Source organism: Chryseobacterium shigense (assembly GCF_900156575.1).
In the GTDB taxonomy this organism is placed as follows: Bacteria; Bacteroidota; Bacteroidia; order Flavobacteriales; family Weeksellaceae; genus Chryseobacterium; species Chryseobacterium shigense.
This window is the reverse complement of sequence record NZ_FTNY01000008.1, coordinates 52463-73869: the sequence shown is the minus strand read 5'-3', so window position 1 is coordinate 73869 and position 21407 is coordinate 52463. Positions and strand designations below refer to the sequence as shown.

The following is a 21407-nucleotide window of genomic DNA, read 5'->3' as shown; positions in this document are numbered from 1 at the left end:
AATCATGAAGTTTTACGATAAGAAAATAAAATTATTTTCATCATTTATATTGTCCTTGTGTTCGGTACTGGGCTTTTCACAGACCATCCTATACCAAGCAGAAAGTACGACACGAACAGTGCAAGACCCTCAATCTGTGGTTCTTGCACAAGGATTTCATGCTTCTTCAAGCTCTTCAAATCCTTTTGTGGCTAAGATTGGTCCTGCTACGGAAAATCCGGGAGGAGGACCAATAGATTCAGGTGCAGGAACAAGTAATCCATCAGGAACAACAGCTCCAGTAGGAAAAAGCTTCCATGATACCAAAGGAAATATAGAAGTGAATGGAGCAGGTCAGTTACAATTTATCTTACCTGTTGCTTTGCCACCGGGAATTAAATCTGTAGCTCCTCAGATTAATTTGGTGTATACCAGTGGTTCGTCCAATGGAATTTCCGGCTATGGCTGGAATTTATCCGGGCTAACAGCTGTATCAAGAGCGGGAAGAACCGTAGAAAAAGATGGAGAAGCTACAGGTGCACATTTAGATGAATCGGATTATTATAGCTTTAACGGGCAAAGGCTGATTCTAAAATCAGGAGAATATGGTAAGGACGGAGCAGAATATGTAACAGAGAAATACTCTAATATCAAGATAAAGTCTATTGGATCAATCACCGGACAAATATGGAAAGGTCCTGAATACTGGGAAGTAACTTTTGAGGATGGTTCACAGGCTTGGTATGGGGCAACTACTTCAGGGCTTAGTAATGCCAGAACTCCTATCGAATACAATATTGTAAAATGGAAAGATAGTAAAGGGAATTATATCACTTATAATTATTTACAGATAGGTCTCTCAAATATCGCTACGATTTCAAGCATTCAATGGGGAGGGAATGAAACGCAGGGTAAACCTCATTTTAACAAAATAGATTTTACTTATATTAACAGAAGCTTAGCCGAAGATTCTTATGTAGGAGGAGCTCGTTTTTTACAAACTCAACTTTTGTCTGAAATTAAAGTAGGCTCCAACGGAAGCCAATTTAAAAGATATTCAATTGATTATCTGCAAAACGGGACGAATTATCAGGTAGTTGATAAAATAACGGAATACAATGCTGATAATAACGCTGCTAATCCGGTAGCTTTTACCTATCCTGTTCCAACACAGCCAAATTTAGAGTTTTCAAATAATAATGTTGAGAGTTTTGAAAATGTAAAATTGTCAGGAGACTTTAATGGTGATTCCTATTTGGATTTCGTAATGAACAATGGTACTGTTAAGCTTGGAGGATTAAATGACACCTATACCGATATTTCCACAGGCAAAACCTTTAATGCTGAGGCTAAAGTTATCAACACTCTGCTAGATGAAGAAGGGCAAATCCATAATGGAAACGGGATTGTTCAATATGAAGGAGGTAAAGTAGTAGGTTATATTTTTAGGAATAATACATTTGTAAAAGTATTTGAGAAATTGGTATATGATGAATCTACCTGTTTGACGGGTAATGATCCTCCACCTGCAGGCTGTCATATGCTACAGCCATCTTTAAATGAGGGTGACATCAATGGAGATGGTATTTCAGATGTATTTTTGACTTTGAAACAGCAACTGTGCCAATGGGTTCCGGATCCTAACTGCAATAATATCAGTTCAAATGGTACTGTCAACCGCCCCGCCCCATGTACTGTACTTGATTGCAGTACCGATATTATTGGGAATTTTATTGTAGACTTAAAAAATGCAAAGAATCCTTTATCTACTTATATTGTTGATTCGGGAATCAATGAAAGTTCCTACTATAAACAGCAATATTTAGATATTGATGGTGATGGAAAAGTAGATATTATTGATGTTTCCAATACAGCTTATACTGTATTTGAATTTGTAAAAACGACTACTAATCAGTATCTTAAAAAAATCAGATTCACAAGTAATTTAGCTGAAACAAAAGCACCGGAATCTCCAGTATTATTCGGAGACTTTAACGGTGATGGAAACCTTGACTTTACCGTCCCAACTACAGATACACAGGAAAAAGATAATTGGAGATTTTATATAGGAACTGAAAAAGGTTTTTCTAATTTCTTAAAAACAAACTTTTTGAAGTATAGAAAACCTAATGACTATCAAAACAGTAGTTACCCTACTTTTAATATATACCAGCATGTGTATTCGGTGTCAGACATCAATAAAGACGGGAAATCGGATATTGTACACATTCTCCCTTTTAACAAAGCGGGGCAAGTAAATGGAAGCGGACTTATACTTAATCGATACTTTGGTTATACTATTGATGCTTATACTGCTAACGGAGTTACAACAAATGGCAGTCCTGATTTCTTTACCAGTTATACTTATGGAGGATATAATTATGTAACCTTTGATGTTGGCAATTTTAAGTTATTTTCCCCGATCACTTCACAGGTTAAAGTAAATAATAATTATTATGATGTATTTTTATTCTGGAAAGAAAGAATGCACAAGCTTAAATCACCCTCTTCGGTTGGAAAGTTATCACAAGTACAATCTATTATTCAGGGAGGTATAACCACATCAGCAGATTATTTAGAGGTAATTCCGAATAATCCTGTTAATCCTAATTTTTATAAGAAAGTTAAAAAAGAATATTACCCTTACTTTTCTTTAAACAGAGTAGACCAGTCCTATGCGGTATCTCAGCTGAGACAGGAAGGAAGAAAGCAGGATTTCCGATACAGGGGAATGACAGGACATATGCAGGGAAAGGGAATGATGGGTTATCATCAGTCTGCCCGCTCCTCATGGTATGCTGATGGGTTTGAAAATACCAAAATTTGGTCAGGAGCAGAGATAGATCCCCTTTTTAGCGGGGTTCCGGTAAAAGAATGGAATATCTCGACCAACGACGAATCTAAAATATTTCCTTCTGATATTTCTGAGAATAATACTCAGCTGCTAAGCTCTAAAGCTACAACCTACCAAACCGATAAGTTTTTAAATGGACAAATCGTAACAGGAATAATTGCCGATACTGATAAATCAAAAGTTGTAACAGCTACTATTCCCACAAGTACTAAAACAAAGGATTTTCTTAATGGTACATTAACAAACACTTCTATCACTTATGGGGATTATTATCTTCCAAAGCAAAGTGTATCAAATGTTAATAATGGCTATGCAATAACAATTTCTAATTTTGAGTATATTCATAATTTCTCAGGGATTGGAGCAAATTACTTTGTAGGTCGTCCTCAATCTAAAACGGATGCAGTACAGGCTTATGGAAATACCAAATCGGCAAAAGAAGAGTTTACCTATGAAAACAATCTCCTTAAAACCTTAAAAACATGGAACAGGGATAATACCGGCTATTTACTAGAAACGTACAATTACGATGGTTTCGGTAATATCACAGGAAAAGCAATCAGCAATAGCGTAGATTCTAAAACTCAGACAGAAACAAGTATATACGAGTCTAAAGGGAGGTTTGTAGAGAAAAAGACAGATAATTTAGGATTAGAAACTAATATTGAATATAATGACTGGGGACAGATCAAAAAGCAAACCGACCCGTTAGGAAACATCCTTACAAATACCTATGATGCATGGGGTAAACTTCTTACTTCCAAAACCAATTTGGGAGGAACAGTCACATATCAGTACGAGAGAGATACTCAATCAAATATTATCGTAACCCAATACGATCCGGATGGAGATATTTCAAAAAAATACACCGACAGATTAGGTCAAGATTATAAAACCTCTACCAAAGCATTCGGACAGGGGCAATTTATCTCTAAAGAAGTTCAGTATGATGTTTTAGGAAGAAAAATCAAAGAATCTGAACCTTATTTTGATGGTCAAAGTGCAAGTCAATGGAATACCATTGCATATGACGATACCGTATTTCCTATCACCAAGGCAACTGCTACTGGGTTCAATGGTAAGCAGATGGAGACTACCGTTTCAGGCTTGATAACAACAGCCAAAGAGCTTAACGGCTATGGAAGAACCACTTCCAAGACTACTGATGCCTTAGGCAATGTAATTTCTTCAACAGATAAAGGAGGAACCATTACGTTCTCATATAATGCAGCCGGAGAACAAATTAAAGCACAATATACTGAGAATATTATTACCACAAAATACGATTCTTGGGGAAGGAAATCAGAATTTAATGATCCTTCCAACGGATTGTACAAATATGAATATGACGGATTCGGGCAACCAAAAAAGATCATCAGTCCAAAAGGAACCAAAGAATATACTTATAATAACCTGGGGCAGCTGATAACTCAAAATGAGATTTCAACCACAGACGGAGGACAGGCTACCAACAAAACAATTTCTTTTACTTATGATAATAAAGGAAGGGTAATTTCAAAAAGTGGAACATCCAAAGGAAAAGCGTACAGTTCAAATGTATCGTATGATTCACAGGGAAGGGTATTGTCATCCTCAGAAAGCAGCAACGGGAAATACTTTATTCAGAAAGGTATTACTTATGATGATAAAGCAAGGGTAATTTCTTACGAAAAGCAACTCTATTCTTCCGGTGTTTTAACTAAAGTTCAAATAGAAAATATCTACAGTGGATGGAATGGAGAGCTTTATCAGATAAAAGATAAAGTAACAGACAAGAGCCTGTGGGAGCTGAAAGAAATCAATGCTAAAGGTCAGGTGTTAAAAGCAAAAATGGGAGCTGCAAATGTTAATAATGTTTATGATACCAATGGCTTTTTAACCACTCTAAACCATTCTTCTGACGTAAAACCATCTATTCTACAACTTTCCTATTCATTTAACGCCATAAAAAATGAATTGAATAGTAGAACAACGGGAGGAGATTTCAATATTGTAGAATCTTTTGATTACGACGATAATAACCGTTTAGTAAACTGGACAAATCCGATAACAGGCATTAAACCATCTGTAAACAGAAACGTTTATGACATAAAAGGAAGGATCATAGAAAACGATCAGGTGGGAACCATGAAGTATGAGAATTCTGCCAAGATCTACCAACCAACAGGAATGACCCTGAATGCCGCTGGAACACAAAATTATAACAATGACCTGATCCAAAGCGTTGCCTATAATGAAAACAACGATCCTGTATTTATTGACGGTGAAAAAGGTGATGTAGCCTTCCAATACGGCTTGACAAGCATGAGACAGCGAGTAACTTACGGAGGTAACTTCAGTATTGATGGCGAAGGGAAATTCACCAAGTTTTATAGTGAAGATGGGAGCTATGAAGTCATCAAAGACAACGCCACAGGAAAGGAAAAGCATATTATCTATATTGGTGGAAATCCTTATGAAGCAAATATTGTATATTTAAAGAACTTTACGGAGACTAACGGTTCTTACAAATTTTTACATAAAGATTATATAGGAAGTATCTTAGCCATCAGCGATGAAGCAGGAAACAAACTAGAACAAAGACATTTTGATGCATGGGGTAATTTTACACACTTGCAGATAGGAAACGGAGCAATTATAACTGATAAAAGTAGTATTGATAACGCTTCGTTATTAGTAGATCGAGGATATACAAGCCATGAGTATTTTGCAGAAGTTGGGATCATCCACATGAACGGAAGGTTATACGATCCGTTATTAAGAAGATTATTAAATGCCGATGAAAATATTCAGGATCCTTACAATACCCAAAACTACAATAAGTATGGGTATGTATTGAATAATCCATTGATGTTTAATGATCCGAGTGGAGAATTTTGGCAGTTTTTAGCGATCCCTATTGTGAAAGCACTTGTTTTTGCTGTTGTATCTTACACAGCTACTATTTTGATTACGGGATCTAAGTTTAATATCCTAAACTTATACTCTACCATTGTAATGAGTCTGATAAGTGCGGGAATAACAACTGTTATAGGGGATGTTTTTACTAATGCTGCTGCAAGTATAGGAAATGAGGCTTTAAAAAGTCTCGTCCATGCAGGAGTACAGGGAACACTCAGCTTTATGCAGGGAGGTAACTTTTTTACTGCTGCTGCCAGCGCATTTTTAGCAAGTGCTGTATCGTTTGGATATGTACAATCCGTTGGAAATGCATACAGCGGTGCAGAACAAGTTGCATTGGGAATGCTTTCCGGTGGTGTAGGTTCTGCCCTTACAGGAGGTAATTTCTGGGATGGTGTGAAAATTGGGGGAATTATAGCTTTGTTTAATCATGCAATGCATAAAGTTTCTACCTCTATTGAATATAAAGAAAAACTCACCAAATTTCTAAAGGATAATGGAGTCGATCCATCTGCAAAACCTACACAGGCAGTTTTAGATACATATAAAACTATCTTTAAAGAATATTGGGATCAAAGTGCCCAATGGGTAGAATTTGCAGATGGAAAAAGTATTGCCCAATGGGAAAAAGGAGACGTCTCTAAGTTGTCAGTCACTACAAGAGGAACTTTAAAACTTAGCACAGGAGGTAGTGCTTGGGGAATTACAAATTCTAAAGGAGAAGTAATTTTAGCACCGGGCCTTCTTTCAAAAAACAATTATAGACTTGCCTCTACATTTATACATGAAATGAGACATTCTATCGATTATGTTTCAGGATTTTATAATACGTTTTGGCAGTTGCCAAATATTACCCACATTATGGAATATAGGGCGTATTTTGAACAATACAAATGGACTGGAACTATGGAAGCGGAAGGTTATAATAATAAAGTTAAAATGGGATATGTACCCTCTTTTTTACTCATAAAATAATAAAAAAATGAAAAGATTTTATTGCTTCTTTGGAATGTTTATATTCGGATTTTACTTTTCCCAAATAAAAGTAAATAAAAGAAAAGATGTTGAGATTTTCTTAATGGATTCAACTGTATCGATGGAAAGGTATCTTGATGCAAATAAAGTATACAAATACAAAATTGTAAATCATACAGATAATAATTATATTATAGATCCACAAGGTTTTCGGGGTAAAACTTATGTATATGAATGTAGTGAATTATACAGTCGTCCAGAAAAGATGATTCCTAAAGGTTATTATTCGAGAGATTTAGAAGATTGTAAAGAAGATTTTTTACTATTAAAAAAGAAAGATTCTTTAATTGTAGAATTAGATATTTTAAATATTGAATTTTTTTACCATATCAAACCTAACAAAAGTTACTATTTAGATATTGAATCTAAGCATAATGAGTATACTGCTACATTATTAGGTTGTACGGATTATCTTAAAAATTTAGAAAAACAAGGTTATAAAGTTTTTGAAGATCAGATAAGAGTAAGAGTTCCATTAAAACCTTGATAAGAAGCGTGGAATTGATACTTTTTTAATACAAAAAGTTTATTTTCATGCTCCTTATAGTCCTAAATTAAGAAAAAAGAGTAGTTCTTGTGGCTACTCTTTTCATTTATACATTCAAAATACAAACATCAAATTAGAAAACTGAGAGATTCTCCATCTAAAAACCAATATTTCCGATTTTCAAACAAAAGTCAATATCAAACACCCAAAGAAGAAAAATCAAGTGAAGATTTTTTTTATAATTGGATGTAATTCAACAAAAACCTTAATCTTTCCTGAAATAATTCCGTTGCTTATCTTATACCTAATGAGCAAATTTCCGGTACTGCCTTCCAGTACCAACGAAAGATATTGTGTAAATTCTTTGGCACTATCAAACTTTCCATAGTAGCAGTCATCCGTTTTTCTAATAATTTCCCAAATATCATTTTCTTCAGAACATTCAGAAAAAGCTTCCAGTATTTTCACATCCAGCCCAGCATCATTTATGTCATAATATCCTCTGAAAGATAATGTTTACTAATAAGATTAAGCTTTATAAGCAGATCGGGAGATTCCCAATTAAGAAACATAAATTTCGGTTCTATTTCATCCTGATGAAGCTGTTTCATTGCTGTTAATAGTTCCGGATAATACAAATAATCTGATAGTTTGAACCATTTCCCGAATAATAATCCTGTGTTGAATTTTTTGTATGTCCCTACGTAGATTTTGAAATTATCTTAACCATTGCTTACCTCTGTCATATCGATATTTAATAAAGTAAAGTCCGTGCTAATTCTTTATAAAAACAACAGAAGTTTGTAGTTTTTATTGAGTAACAGATAGTCTATAACTTTAATCTTCTTTGAAGCAAAACACAAAGTACAACATTCAAAAAACTATGTTCTCTAATTTTAAAATTGAAATCAATATCAGACTTCCACTAATAAAAATCAATTGGAGAATATTAAAAAAATCAACTTTATTTCAAACGATGCTCAATCCCATCTACATCTATTCTACTCCATACAATTACAAAAATTTTTTAATTAACTTATACATACTCCACACTAATCCATGTAGCTCCACACAAATACACGAAGGTTGCTTCTGGAGAAACCACAAACCGCCTTAGTAAAGGCGGTTTTTTTATTTCATATTGCAGAGTTTTACAATACTGCATCTTAAAATTCGTTAATATAGAGCGTAACCCCACAAATTCGTCGTGTGTTTTTTGGAAAATAACTATCTTCGCCTACAAATCTAATTTGAAAATGAAGAAGATCATCTCCGGGGTATTTGTTTTCTGTTCTGTAGCGATACTGGCTCAGGAAGCGATACAATTTCAGGAACTGCCATTCAAAGACGTTATCGCAAAGGCAAAAAAAGAAAAAAAACTTGTTTTCGTCGATGCATACACTACGTGGTGTGGACCGTGCAAGATGATGGAAAAAAATGTATTTACGAAGAAATCTGTCGGAGATTATTTCAATGCCAATTTCGTGAATGCCAGATTTGATATGGAAAAAGGGGAAGGACGGGAAATTGCAGCCAAATACGGTGTACGCTCCTATCCTACTTATCTTTTTCTGAACGGTGAAGGTGAACTGGTTTCTCAAAACACCGGATATATGGAAGAAAGCATGTTTGTCACCATGGCTCAGGATATCAATTCTCCAGGTAATAAAAAGGGCTCTCTGAAAGAACGTTTTGCAAAGGGAGATAAAGATCCGGAATTCCTGATCAATATTATGAAACTAAACTCTTCTTCAGATTACGATTTTGCTAAAAAAGCCTCTGAAAGGTATTTTGAAAACAAAAAGAAGACAGAAGAAATTTCGAAAGAAGAGATCGGCCTTCTTTTATTCTTTGTAAAGTCTACAGAAGACATCAATTACAAAACATTCACCTCACGAAAGGCTGAAATTATCAAATACTTACCGGAAACCACTTATACTGAATTTGATAACCAGCTCAAATTATCAAAAATAGTAGAACAATCTATTGATGATAAAAATAAAAGAATCAACGAGGAGTATTTCATGACAACAGCAGAACCGTTAGTCGGAAAACAACTCGCCCAATCTAAACTAAACCAAACGAAACTCAGTTACTACGAGCAAAATGCCAATTTTCCTGAATTTGAAAAAGCAGCACTAGAGTATTACAAGAATTCCGATGCATTTGAACCCAATGAGCTACTTAGAGCGGCGTGGGTATTCAGTGACCACATCAAGACCCCCTCTTCATTGAAGAAAGCCGCAGAATGGGCTGAAAAATCTGTGATGCGTGGTGAAACACCGGAAAACACTTATATTCTTGCAAAGCTTTATTTCATGACCGGGAACAAGGAAATGGCACAAAACTATGCTGAAATGTCTAAAAACATGGCAGTACAGACAGGAAAAGATTCCCAACTCGCAGAAGAATTACTGAAACAAATAAAATAAATGCTAAAGCACAAATTTCTTACGACATCTATCACACTCCTTTCTTTAGGAATGTTGACCGCACAAGAACAGGAACAGGAGAAAGGTCTATACATTAAAGGGAATGCACTTCTTGCCCCCATTGGAGTCATCAATATTGGTCTCGAAAAACAAATCACCTCAAAAATCACCATACAAGGTGACGTACTGGTATCCCCATGGAAATCTTTTGCCGGACACGAATTTCAATATTATTCTCTTTCCCTGGAAGGAAGATACTATTTTAATCAAGCATTCACTCATTGGTATGTAGGGGCGAATGTTGCTGCATCAGCATTCGTACTTCAAAAGTGGAATTATTGGAACGACAATCCTTATATAAATGATAGAAATGAGGTGTTCACTTCATCAAATCTATATCAGAAAGGCGTATCATTTATATTAGGGGTTACAGGTGGATATCAGTTCAAAGTATCTGACCGGTTGAATATCGATGTATATGCAACGATTGGTTCATCGTCAGATTTCTATAAAGGATATGACAGGACTACCGGACAGCGTTACGAATCAGCCCAAAAATATAACAAAAGCGGAGAAATTCTTCCTTACAGAGGAGGGGTGATGATCTCTTATAAACTAAAATAACAGCATGAAACTGTTCGGAAAAAATCATATAATCATCTCAGTGATTACTTTTGTGATCCTTTTTTTAATGAATTACATAGGAAATGATCTTCCCGACAAAACGGAGAGAGCCCTAATGACTGCTTTTGCCGGAGTAATCGGATTATCTCTGGGACTTTTCATCCTTAATAAAGGAAAAAACGACAAAAATCCTCCACAGAATTTTGATTGATAAAAAGTGAATAGTCAATGGTGAGTATGGCTTCGGCAGTGAATTTTATCGCAGATAGATGCACTCATCATTACTGGCGAAGCCGAATTGACCATTGACTTAAAAAAATTAATTTTCGTACATTATATACTTAATCCGGATCTTCTCAAATTTCTCCAGATCCCCTTTCCACGAAGCTTTAATTTCCTGAACTGATTTTCCGGCGATGATTTGTTTCCTTAATTCATCAGTTCCCGCTAGCTTATCAAAAAACAAATTATCAAGGAAGAAACTCTGTTGTGGGTTTTTGTAGCTTTTATATGACTTGATCAGCCATTCAAGATTAAGTTCTCTTAAATTTTTTGAATACGCTGAAAGGTTTTCACCGTAACACAATTTTCCGTTTAAGAAAGGATCTTTAGCTCCAAAATTAGGTTTAGGCGTAAATTGATAAGGTAATTCCTGCGTCCATGGAGATCCATAGATCTGAAACGGCAGATTGGTCCCTCTCCCTACAGAAACCTGAGTTCCTTCAAAAAAGCATAAGCTTGGATATAAATTGATGGATTGATCATTGGGAAGATTTGGGGAAGGTTTGTCCAAAATTGGATAGCGCTGTTTTTTGTGGTAATTCTTCATGGGAATTAGCGTATATTTTGCCTGAACTCCATTTTTGAGCCATTTTTCGCCATTGACCATTTTCCCATACTCTCCTATCGTTAATCCGTACACCACAGGAACTTCGTGCATTCCTACAAAGCTGGACCATTTTTTGTTTAAAACCGGTCCATCTGTATACCCGTCATGAGGATTTGGACGGTCCAGCACCATGATCTCTACATTATTTTCCGCTCCGGCTTCCATTAAATACGCTAGAGTTGAAATATAAGTATAGAACCTCACGCCAACATCCTGAATATCAAAAACAACAATATCAATCCCTTTTAACTGTTCCGGTTTGGGTTTTTTATTGTTTCCGTATAAAGAAATAATTGGGATTCCAGTTTTGGTATCTACTCCGTTTTTCACTTTTTCTCCGGCATCTGCATCTCCTCTGAAACCGTGTTCCGGTGCAAAAATCGTTTTAATCTTAATATTATTTTTAACTAAAAAATCGACTACATACGTTTTATCACTCATCAGCCCGGTCTGGTTCGTCACCACTCCAATCGTTTTATTTTTTAACAGGGGCAGATAAAGTTCAGACTGGTCCGCACCGGTCCTGAAATCCGGTTGAATAAGTCCCTGAGAATAATATTGATTGAATACACCTAAAAAAATTAGGCAAATAAGAAGTAAATTTTTAATTTTGAAATCTAAATTCATAAGCTTGAAATTTCCTTTATATTTCTCTAGAAAAATAGCGTTTTCCAAAGATAACAAAAATAACCTTTCAAGAGTTATCATCTTCATCGGCAGGCTTTCTGTTGCTTTGGGGATCATTGTTTCTTTGATTACTGTATCTACGGGCTTCGGTTCAAAGAAAGCCATCAAAGAGAGACTGGCAGATTTCAGCGGACACATTACCATACGGTCTACAAGATCCAATTCCTCTTACAATACTTCTGTCCTTGACAATCAGGGATTGAATATTCAGAAAATTAAAGAACTTCCTGATGTGGAAAGTGTTCAAAAATACGCTACGGTAACCGGAATTATGCGTAATGAACACAATTTTTCAGGGATTATATTTAAAGGAATCGGAAAGGATTTTGACAGTTTGAGGTTCAAAAAATTTCTTGTTGCCGGAACGACTCCAAAAGTTACAGAGAAAGGCTTTAACAATGATGTGACTATTTCACAGAAGATTGCCAATGACCTCCATCTTAAAGTTAATGACAGCATTGTTACCGTATTCTCAAAAGCAGACCAGAAACCAATATACCGAAAATTCAGAATTATAGGAATTTATAAAACGGATATTAAAATGATTGATGAACAATTCGTTATCGGCGGCATCAATCATGTAAGAAAAATTCAGGAAATGAAACCTGATGAAATAGGCGGCATCGATATTTTTCTGAAAAACGTCAATGACATCGACAAAGATTTTCCGGAAATTGAGAAACTGATCGGCTACAAGAATTATGCGGAAAAGGCAACGGAAAAATTCCCGCAAATCAACGACTGGATCAGTATTTTCGATACAAATATTGCGTTGATCATCATCATCATGCTGATTGTTGTAGTCATTAATATTATTATGGTTCTTCTCATCCTGATCATCGAAAGAACCAATTCTATCGGCCTTTTAAAAACGCTGGGAGCAAGCAATTCACAGATAAGAGCTACTTTCATCAATTATACCCTGATCATCATGATTCCGGGACTTCTGTATGGAAATGCAATTGGTCTGGGTATGATTTTGCTTCAGAAATTCTTTGGTATTATCAAGCTTAATCCAGAAAACTACTACGTTAGCACGGTTCCGGTAGATCTAAATCCGATTGCCATTATCTCTATTTCGGTAGGAATTCTGATTATCTCCGGATTGGCCCTTATCATTCCGAGTTACCTCATCAGCAAGATATCTCCGGTAAAGGCGATTAAGTACAACTAGGAACGGATGTTGAAATGTGAATAGTCACTGGTAAAGATCATGACTAACTTTACTTTTGTTTAAAAAAATTCACAATTTATTTTCTTAAATCATAATGATTGAAGGGCTCTAAATTCAATTCAACGGCTGTCACTGAAATATTTATTATTGAACAATCACTTTCCCATTTATAAATCATAATCTTTAAATTACGCCGCTAATTTTTAAAGCATTATCTTTGCACCGCTTATAAACCATTTATGAAATACGCAAAAAATATTCTTGAAACGATAGGGAATACGCCTCTTGTAAAACTTAATAAAGTATTAGGAGAAGACTTTCCTGCCTTAGTTTTAGCAAAAGTTGAGACATTCAATCCTGGAAATTCCGTAAAGGACAGAATGGCTCTTAAAATGATAGAAGATGCCGAAAAAGACGGCAGATTAAAACCTGGAGGAACCATCATTGAAGGAACTTCAGGAAATACAGGAATGGGGTTAGCGCTTGCTGCCATCATCAAAGGATACAAATGTATTTTTGTGACCAATTCCAAACAATCTAAGGAGAAATGTGACATTCTTCGTGCTGTAGGAGCAGAAGTTATTGTATGCCCTACTGACGTGAAGCCTACAGATCCGCGTTCTTATTATTCAGTTTCCAAGAGACTGGCTAAAGAAACAGAAAACGGATGGTATGTAAACCAATATGACAACCTATCCAACAGAACTGCTCATTATGAGTCTACGGCTCCGGAAATCTGGGAACAGACAGACGGAAAGCTGACGCATTTTGTGGCTGGTGCAGGAACAGGAGGTACGGTTACAGGTTGTGGAACATTCTTCAAGGAGAAAAATCCAGCTATCAAAGTAATCGGTGTGGATACCTACGGTTCTATTTTAAAAGAATTCCATGAGACGGGTGAGCTTCATTATGACCATGCTTATACTTACATTACAGAGGGAATCGGGGAAGATATTATTCCTGAGAACTATGATATGTCAGTAATTGATCATTTTGAAAAGGTGACTGATAAAGATGGTGCTGTTTACGCAAGAAAACTGGCTAAAGAAGAAGGGATTTTCTGTGGATATTCTGCTGGAAGTGCTATCGCTTCTCTGATCCAGATGAAAGACCAGTTCACAAAAGATGATGTGATTGTTGTCCTTCTTCATGACCATGGTTCAAGATATGTAGGAAAGATCTACAATGACGAGTGGATGAAGGAAATGGGTTGGTTAGATTAATCAAAAAACAAGAAGGTCAAAAGCCTTTTTACATAAATAAAAAATCAGAGCGTTTTGCTCTGATTTTTTTTATTGCTTGATATTTTTCTTTACTGCTTGCTTCAGAATTTCATAATCTGCTTTACTCATTGATTTTTTGGGGAACATATAATTGAATTTCCCTTCCAAAGAAATAAATTCATCATTGACCTCAAAGTCCTTAAAATCTTCCCATTTACTCAACTCTTCCTGATGATTAAGATTAACATTAAAAATTTCACTGTTAAACCTGATCTCATAAATTTCAGCGTCTTCCAGTGACTTTAAATATCTGTTCACTTCTTTTTTCCATCGCGAAACCTTCTTGATGCTTAAGGAAAGATATACGGTACACAGCAAAAACAGAAAGCTAACGAAATATAGAATTCCAAACTTTTCTTTGCTTAAATCATCTTTGAAAAAGAATAAAATCAACAGAATTAATCCTACAACCGCAGTAGTAACGGTTTTGCCTTTGGTGGTCTGCGAAAAAAACAGACTTCCCTGATTACTACTGAAATAAATTTCTTCAAAATCTTTTCTGCTCACATTTAACTTGATGACTTTATCTCCATTCATTTTTTAGAATTATTTAGTTTGTTTTTAAAGGTTACAAAACTAAATCAAATATCTTCATATTGATCACTTATTGAAGAAAGTTTATTCATCAGATCACGATTTCTCCGTTTTAAGTCTTCCATTTTCCGAAGCATATCATTGATGACTTCCAAACCGGGAAGATTAATTTCCAGATCGTAATGCCAATTGGTGAATCTTTCAAAAACAGGCAAATCTTCATACAATAAATAATGAATTTCATTCTCAGTTTCTACATTCAGCAAACCGCCATCTACCAATTCATCAAAAAAAGTAATCTCTATATTGTAAATTTTTACGAGTTCTTCTCGCGATATTCTTTCACTCATGGCTTAGGAATTTTTAAGTTGTTCAAAAAGTTCTTTCTGCTTGTCTGTAAGATCTGTAGGCAATTTTACCTCATACGTCACAAAAAGATCTCCGGACTGTCCTTCTTTTTTATACACTGGAAAGCCTTTGCCTTTCAACCTTACTGTTGTTCCGTTCTGGGTTTCGGGTTTTACTTTAAGGTTGACACTTCCATCGAGTGTATTTACTTTTACATCTCCGCCCAAAAGAGCCGTATAGAGGTCAATTGAAACTTTGGTTTTAAGATCATCTCCAATTCTCTCAAAATCGGGATCCACCGGAATATTGAATGTGATGTACAGGTCACCATTCGGTCCGCCATTAAATCCGGGACTTCCATGCCCTTTCAGTTTGATCTGCTGCCCGTCATATACCCCGGCAGGAATTGTGATTCTTACTTTCTTTCCATTGATTTCAAAGGTTTGAGGATGAGTTTGCGCAGCATCTTTTAAATTTAAATTCAACTCTGCATGGACGTCCTGACCTTTGAACTTTCCTGAAGAACTTCCTCTTGAATTTTTGCTGAAACCTCCGGCTGCGCCTCCACCTCCAAACATACTCTGGAAAAAATCGGAAAAATCTTCTCCTTCTCCAAAGTCAGCACCGGAAAATCCGCCGCCCTGGTTTTGCTGCTGGTATTGCCTTTGCTGCTGCTGGGCTTTTTCATATTCTTCACCATGTTTCCAGTTTTCCCCGTACTTGTCATACTTCGCGCGGTTTTCTGGATTGCTGAGCACTTCATTGGCTTCATTCAGCTCTTTGAATTTTTTCTCTGCTTCTTTGTCGTCGGGATTAAGATCAGGATGCAGTTTTCTGGCCTGTTTTCGGTAGGCTTTTTTAATGTCATCCTGTTTTGCGCTTTTATCTACGCCTAAAATTTTATAGTAATCTATATAAGCCATAGAATCGATATTTACTCAAATTTATGAAATTTGCGCCTGAAATTTATATAAGAGAATGTTAAAAATAAGCCTATCTTTGATAAAAAGCGTTGAATGAAAGAGGTACTGAAAAACTACTCAGGAATTATACTTTTACTCTTAGGAATTGCTGTAGGAAGCATTATAGGAGTAACTGCTCCCGGTATTGTAGACTATATTAAACCGTTAGGAGACATCTTCCTGAATCTTCTTTTTGTGAGTGTAGTACCATTGGTATTCTTTGCCGTATCCAATTCTATTGCTTCCCTGGAACAAGGGTCTAAGTTTGGAAAAATCATTTTAGTAATGTCCTTTACTTTTCTGTTTTTCATTTTAACGGCAGCCGTTTTTACGATCTGTGCGGTGTATGTATTTCCTGTTTCTGGGGTATCCGGCAGTTCTGAAATGATAGCTGAAGCGGCCAGTGAAGATAGTTGGGGCAACAGAATTGTGAGTTTTTTTACGGTAGGAGAATTTACTCAACTTTTTTCAAGACAGAATATGCTTGCGCTTCTTATTTTCGCTTTTATGACTGGATTTGCAGCTCGTAAAGCTGGGGAAAAAGGACAGCCATTCAGGGTTTTCATTGCTTCAGGATATGAGGTGATGAAGGAACTTCTTTTATTAATCATGAAACTGGCACCTATTGGACTTGGGGCTTATTTTGCCTATCAGGTTGCTACTCTGGGACCTCAGCTTTTTGGTTTCTATGCCAAACCATTAGGACTATATTATGTTGCCGGAATTGTCTATTTCTTTGTCTTCTTTTCGCTGTATGCTTTTATGGCAGACGGACAAAATGGGATCAAAAGTTTCTGGAAAAATGCAGTGTATCCTACCCTAACAGCTCTCAGTACATGCAGCAGTTTTGCTACGATGCCAGCCAATCTTCAGGCAGCCTCAAAGATCGGTATTCCCAATTCCATTGCCAACCTGGTTATTCCTATTGGAACGACATTGCATAAGAATGGATCTTCCATGTCTTCCATCATCAAAATATATGTAGCTTTTCTGATCATTGGAAAAGATTTCTTTGATCCTGCCAATTTACTACTGGCTTTAGGAATCACAGTTTTTGTAAGTATTGTTGCTGGCGGAATTCCAAATGGTGGATATATTGGTGAAATGCTGATGATTTCGGTCTATAAATTGCCTCAGGAAGCTATTCCGGCAGTGATGATTATTGGAACATTGGTGGATCCTTTGGCAACAGTTCTGAATGCTGTGGGAGATATTGTGGCGGCGATGTTTGTCAACCGCTTCGTGAAGGTCTGAAAGACAGGGAGAACAAAGAACAGGATACCGTACGTCAATTTTTACAATAAGATTTAAATCTTATTGATCCATATGCCTGGCCTGCCCAATCTGTGAGAGCTTAAGGTAAAACTATTTTTCTCACTGATTAAATCGATTAGACCCATTTTCTCTGACTATTTTTTCAAAGATCAGTTGATAATTGTTATTTACTCGCTTCGTTTTACGGGTTCCAGGTTTTCATATTCTTCTTTGGTGAAAAGTCTGTAATGAACCTTGAATGTTTTACCTAAGGGAGTTTCCAAAGAAAAACCTCCCGGACCGAAACCATCCGTAACATCCAAAGTAAAATGGGAATATTTCCAGTATTCGAATAAATCGCGGTCTATCCAGAATTCATGCCCATTAATCGTTCCTATCATGGCGTCATTCATTCTGGGAAAGAATCCTCCTTTTTCAAAACATTGCGGCTGGGTACCTTCACAGCATCCTCCTGCCTGGTAGAACATCAGGGCACCATATTGATCTTCCAGTTGATAAATAACGTCCAGTGCTTTTTCTGTAGCGGATAATCTTGATATCGTGGTTTCCATTTTTTCTTTTGTATTTAAAACTCAGACATGCCAAGTTTGTTTCTATTAAGGTACGAAGATTTAATTGATGACTAATTGAATACCATCTTAAATTGTTATTATTCTAAGATTTTTCAAACGCGAAGGCGCAAAGATCTTATCTCTGATAAAATTGTATACCGTCGTCATTACAAGTAATGAAGCCATCCCATTCAAAGATTATTCACAACAAAATAACGCTAAAATACCTTTTCATTGCTGAAAATCTCTGCTTTTCTTTTGCCTCTACGTATAAAATATTGGATCAATATGACCGGGATACTCAAGTACATCAGCAGAAATATTTGATTGGCTTCTTTGAATAAAAATCCCGGCAAAATAATTCTGCCGGGATTTTTAATTCATCATACTTACATAGAGCCGGCAATATCGAGTACGATTCTGCCGTCGATCTCTCCTTTCTTCATTTTATCAAAAACATCATTGATATCTTCCAGTTTTGCAGAGGTTACGGTTGCTTTCACAAGACCTTCATTGGCGAAATCCAGCGCTTCCTGAAGATCTTTCCTTGTTCCGACAATAGACCCTCTCACAGTTATTCTCTTTAATACAGTTTCGAAAATCGGGAGTTCAAAAGAGCCTGGTGGAAGTCCGTTCAATGCGATCGTTCCTTTTCTTCTCAATACATCAATTCCCTGCTTAAAGGCAATCGGGGAAACTGCTGTAATAAGCGCTCCATGCATACCACCAACTTCTTTATGGAGATATTGTCCGGGATCTGTAGTTTTTGCATTCACAACCAGATCAGCCCCTAATTTTTTCGCTAATTCCAGTTTGTCATCTGATACATCAATGGCCGCTACGTGCATTCCCATTGCTTTTGCATATTGTACCGCTACGTGTCCCAATCCTCCTATTCCTGAAATAGCGACCCATTCTCCGGGTTTTGTTTCTGTTTCTTTCAATCCTTTATACACCGTCACTCCTGCACACAAAATAGGGGCAATTTCTAAAAAGTTGACATCAGATTTTAAATGTCCTACATATCTTGAATCTGCAATCACATATTCTGCGAAAGCCCCATCTACACTGTAACCTCCATTTTTCTGAGCCTCACACAGGGTTTCCCATCCTGTGATGCAATAATCACAGCACCCACAGGCACTGTACAACCACGGAACTCCTACCGCATCTCCTTCTTTCACATATGCTTCAGGTCCGCAGGCTACTACGATTCCTACTCCTTCATGTCCGGGAATTAAAGGCATTTTTGGTTTTGCCGGCCAATCGCCATCGATGGCATGTAAATCGGTGTGGCAAATTCCACAGGCGATTACTTTTACCAGCACTTCATATCTTCCGGGCTCTCTTACCGGAACTTCTTCTATTTTTAGGGGTTGCCCGTAGCCCTGAACTACTGCGGCTTTCATTGTTTTTGGAATCATATTATTTGAGTTTAGTTTTTGGATGATATGGGTTGTTAAGAGTGAAGGGTCAATTGTGAATAGTGAATTCTACCATTCGTCGATCATCAACTATTGACTTGCGAAGCAAAATTGACTTTTCATATGAAAAACAGCAACAGAGTTCCTTCTTACCCGAAATATTTCAGATAAGGACGCCTATTTTTCGCGTGAGGGATGGGAAGGGCGGCGAGGAACGAGCCGGTGCGGAATGAAATGAAGCACCGAAACGAAGTGAAGCCCTGGAAAAGCCCGACCGTTTTGCCCCGGCTCTGCCGGGGCAAACGGGCACGCCCTAATATTTAAAAATTAAAAGAAACCTAATTTGTTTTTGTTGTAGGAGATCAGCATATTTTTAGTCTGACGGTAGTGGTCAAGCATCATTTTATGATTTTCTCTACCGATTCCAGACTGCTTATATCCTCCGAAAGGTGCTCCTGCCGGATAAGAGTGATATTGGTTCACCCAAACTCTTCCTGCCTGAATCTGACGTGGAACATTGTAAAGCTGGTGTGCATCTCTTGTCCAAACGCCTGCACCAAGTCCATAGATCGTGTCGTTGGCAATTTTTATTCCTTCTTCTTCGTCTTTGAACGTGGTAAATGCCAATACAGGTCCGAAGATCTCTTCCTGGAAGATTCTCATTCTGTTGTTTCCTTTGAAAATAGTCGGCTGAATATAGAATCCGTCCTCTAAGTTTTCTCCCACATTGTTTACCTCTCCACCTACCAGAACTTCAGCGCCTTCTTCTTTTCCTAACTGAATGTAAGAAAGGATTTTGTCTTTCTGGATCTGTGAAGCCTGAGCTCCCATCATAACGGTTTTATCCAGTGGATTTCCTACTTTGATGGCTTTCACTCTTTCGATCACTTTTGCAATGAATGCATCGGCAATATCTTCCTGAACCAGCAGCCTTGAAGGACATGTACAGATTTCTCCCTGATTAAGGGCAAAAAGAACAGCTCCTTCGATAGCTTTATCAAGGAACTCATCATCTGCGTCCATGACTGAACTGAAGAAAACATTTGGAGATTTCCCTCCTAGCTCAAGCGTTACCGGAATAATATTTTCTGTGGCGTACTGCATCACAAGACGTCCTGTAGCGGTAGAACCTGTGAAAGCTGCTTTTGCTACTTTTGGATTGGTTACCAGGGCTCTTCCCAGTTCCGCTCCGAAACCGTTCACAATATTAATAACTCCTGAAGGCAACAGGTCACCGATAATTTCCATTAAAACGAGGATAGAAACCGGAGTACTTTCTGCAGGTTTCAATACAACACAGTTTCCGGCTGCAAGCGCAGGAGCCAGCTTCCATACCGCCATCAATATCGGGAAGTTCCATGGAATAATCTGGGCAATGACTCCCAGTGGCTCATGAACGATCAGAGATACGGTATCTTTATCCAGTTCATTGTGAGAACCTTCGTCTGCCCGGATCACGGAAGCAAAGTATCTGAAATGATCTATGGCAAGCGGTAAATCGGCCGCCAAAGTTTCTCTTACGGCTTTTCCGTTGTCGATGGTTTCGACAATAGCAAGGTACTCAAGATTCTGCTCAATTCTGTCTGCAATTTTATTCAGGATAATGCTTCTTTCGGTGGATGAAGTATTTTTCCAGGTTTGAAAAGCTTTTTCTGCAGCATTTACTGCGAGCTCCAAATCCTCTTTGGACGAATGAGCCACCTGAGTGAAGTTTTTACCGTTAACTGGTGAAACTACATTGAAATACTGTCCGTTAACAGGAGGCGTAAATTTACCGTCAATGTAATTATCATATTTGTTTTTGAATTCAGGCCACTGAAATGCAGTGTCTGATTTTGGTTCTGTAATCGTGCTCATATTAATATAATTTTATTTTTTTCGTAATGCCAAGTTACATTTAGAAATGAAAAAGCAATAGCACAATCGTACAAAAAAACATTAAAATAGTATAGATGTTCAAATTTATAA

The 21407-nt window shown here is 37.0% G+C and carries 16 protein-coding genes; 8 read left to right on the top strand and 8 right to left on the bottom strand.

Going from position 1 to position 21407, the window contains the following annotated elements; all coding sequences use genetic code 11:
* The first annotated feature begins 4 nt into the window (after positions 1-4).
* Together BW964_RS21215 and BW964_RS21210 are read left to right on the top strand one after the other, a co-directional pair.
* A complete protein-coding gene (locus tag BW964_RS21215; RefSeq protein WP_084176087.1) occupies positions 5-6709 on the top strand; it encodes an RHS repeat-associated core domain-containing protein in 6705 nt (2234 codons plus the stop codon).
* A gap of 7 nt (positions 6710-6716) precedes the next feature.
* Positions 6717-7256 carry a hypothetical protein gene (locus BW964_RS21210; RefSeq protein WP_076510428.1) on the top strand — a complete coding sequence of 180 codons (540 nt, stop codon included), beginning with the start codon at positions 6717-6719 and terminating at the stop codon, positions 7254-7256.
* A 219-nt stretch (positions 7257-7475) separates the two neighbouring features.
* Here BW964_RS21210 and BW964_RS22635 read toward each other — a convergent pair whose 3' ends face one another.
* The gene (locus BW964_RS22635) at positions 7476-7724 is read right to left on the bottom strand and encodes a hypothetical protein (RefSeq protein ID WP_076510426.1); all 249 of its coding nucleotides are present in this window, start codon (positions 7722-7724) and stop codon (positions 7476-7478) included.
* Positions 7725-8512: 788 nt separating this feature from the next.
* Here BW964_RS22635 and BW964_RS21200 point away from each other — a divergent pair.
* The 3 genes from BW964_RS21200 to BW964_RS21190 are packed head-to-tail and all read left to right on the top strand — an operon-like array spanning position 8513 to position 10523.
* Positions 8513-9688, top strand: a complete 1176-nt coding sequence (locus BW964_RS21200) for a thioredoxin family protein (protein ID WP_076510424.1) — start codon at positions 8513-8515, stop codon at positions 9686-9688.
* Positions 9689-10312, top strand: a complete 624-nt coding sequence (locus BW964_RS21195) for a DUF3575 domain-containing protein (protein WP_076510422.1) — start codon at positions 9689-9691, stop codon at positions 10310-10312.
* A gap of 4 nt (positions 10313-10316) precedes the next feature.
* Positions 10317-10523 (top strand): hypothetical protein, encoded by a 207-nt coding sequence (locus BW964_RS21190; protein ID WP_073333156.1) that lies wholly within the window; start codon positions 10317-10319, stop codon positions 10521-10523.
* Between the two features lie 108 nt (positions 10524-10631).
* Here BW964_RS21190 and BW964_RS21185 read toward each other — a convergent pair whose 3' ends face one another.
* Positions 10632-11828: an exo-beta-N-acetylmuramidase NamZ family protein gene (locus BW964_RS21185; RefSeq protein WP_076510464.1), complete on the bottom strand. Its 1197-nt coding sequence runs from the start codon at positions 11826-11828 to the stop codon at positions 10632-10634.
* A gap of 4 nt (positions 11829-11832) precedes the next feature.
* Here BW964_RS21185 and BW964_RS21180 point away from each other — a divergent pair, with 4 nt between their 5' ends.
* Both BW964_RS21180 and BW964_RS21175 read left to right on the top strand, forming a co-directional pair.
* A complete protein-coding gene (locus BW964_RS21180; RefSeq protein ID WP_076510420.1) occupies positions 11833-13062 on the top strand; it encodes an ABC transporter permease in 1230 nt (409 codons plus the stop codon).
* Between the two features lie 239 nt (positions 13063-13301).
* The gene (locus tag BW964_RS21175; protein WP_073333161.1) at positions 13302-14285 is read left to right on the top strand and encodes a PLP-dependent cysteine synthase family protein; all 984 of its coding nucleotides are present in this window, start codon (positions 13302-13304) and stop codon (positions 14283-14285) included.
* A gap of 69 nt (positions 14286-14354) precedes the next feature.
* On the opposite strand, the gene BW964_RS21170 is transcribed toward BW964_RS21175, so the two are convergent.
* From BW964_RS21170 to BW964_RS21160, 3 genes are read right to left on the bottom strand one after another with little or no spacing between them, the layout of a single operon-like run.
* Complete coding sequence (locus BW964_RS21170) at positions 14355-14882, bottom strand: hypothetical protein (protein ID WP_076510418.1); 528 nt, start codon at positions 14880-14882, stop codon at positions 14355-14357.
* 44 nt (positions 14883-14926) lie between these two features.
* Positions 14927-15229: a chaperone modulator CbpM gene (locus tag BW964_RS21165; protein WP_076510416.1), complete on the bottom strand. Its 303-nt coding sequence runs from the start codon at positions 15227-15229 to the stop codon at positions 14927-14929.
* Positions 15230-15232: 3 nt separating this feature from the next.
* Positions 15233-16150 (bottom strand): DnaJ C-terminal domain-containing protein, encoded by a 918-nt coding sequence (locus tag BW964_RS21160; RefSeq protein ID WP_076510414.1) that lies wholly within the window; start codon positions 16148-16150, stop codon positions 15233-15235.
* 93 nt (positions 16151-16243) lie between these two features.
* On the opposite strand from BW964_RS21160, the gene BW964_RS21155 reads away from it, so the two are divergent.
* Complete coding sequence (locus tag BW964_RS21155) at positions 16244-17443, top strand: dicarboxylate/amino acid:cation symporter (RefSeq protein WP_076510412.1); 1200 nt, start codon at positions 16244-16246, stop codon at positions 17441-17443.
* A gap of 188 nt (positions 17444-17631) precedes the next feature.
* Here the strand turns inward: BW964_RS21155 and BW964_RS21150 are convergent, their stop codons facing one another.
* The 3 genes from BW964_RS21150 to BW964_RS21140 all read right to left on the bottom strand — a co-directional run bounded on the left by BW964_RS21150 (position 17632) and on the right by BW964_RS21140 (position 21296).
* Entirely contained in the window at positions 17632-18015 is a 384-nt protein-coding gene (locus BW964_RS21150; RefSeq protein ID WP_076510410.1) for a DUF779 domain-containing protein, read from the bottom strand.
* A gap of 389 nt (positions 18016-18404) precedes the next feature.
* Positions 18405-19439 (bottom strand): alcohol dehydrogenase AdhP, encoded by a 1035-nt coding sequence (adhP, locus tag BW964_RS21145; protein ID WP_076510408.1) that lies wholly within the window; start codon positions 19437-19439, stop codon positions 18405-18407.
* 327 nt (positions 19440-19766) lie between these two features.
* On the bottom strand, positions 19767-21296 hold the full coding sequence (locus BW964_RS21140) for an aldehyde dehydrogenase family protein (protein WP_076510406.1): 1530 nt from the start codon (positions 21294-21296) through the stop codon (positions 19767-19769).
* Positions 21297-21407 lie beyond the last annotated feature (111 nt).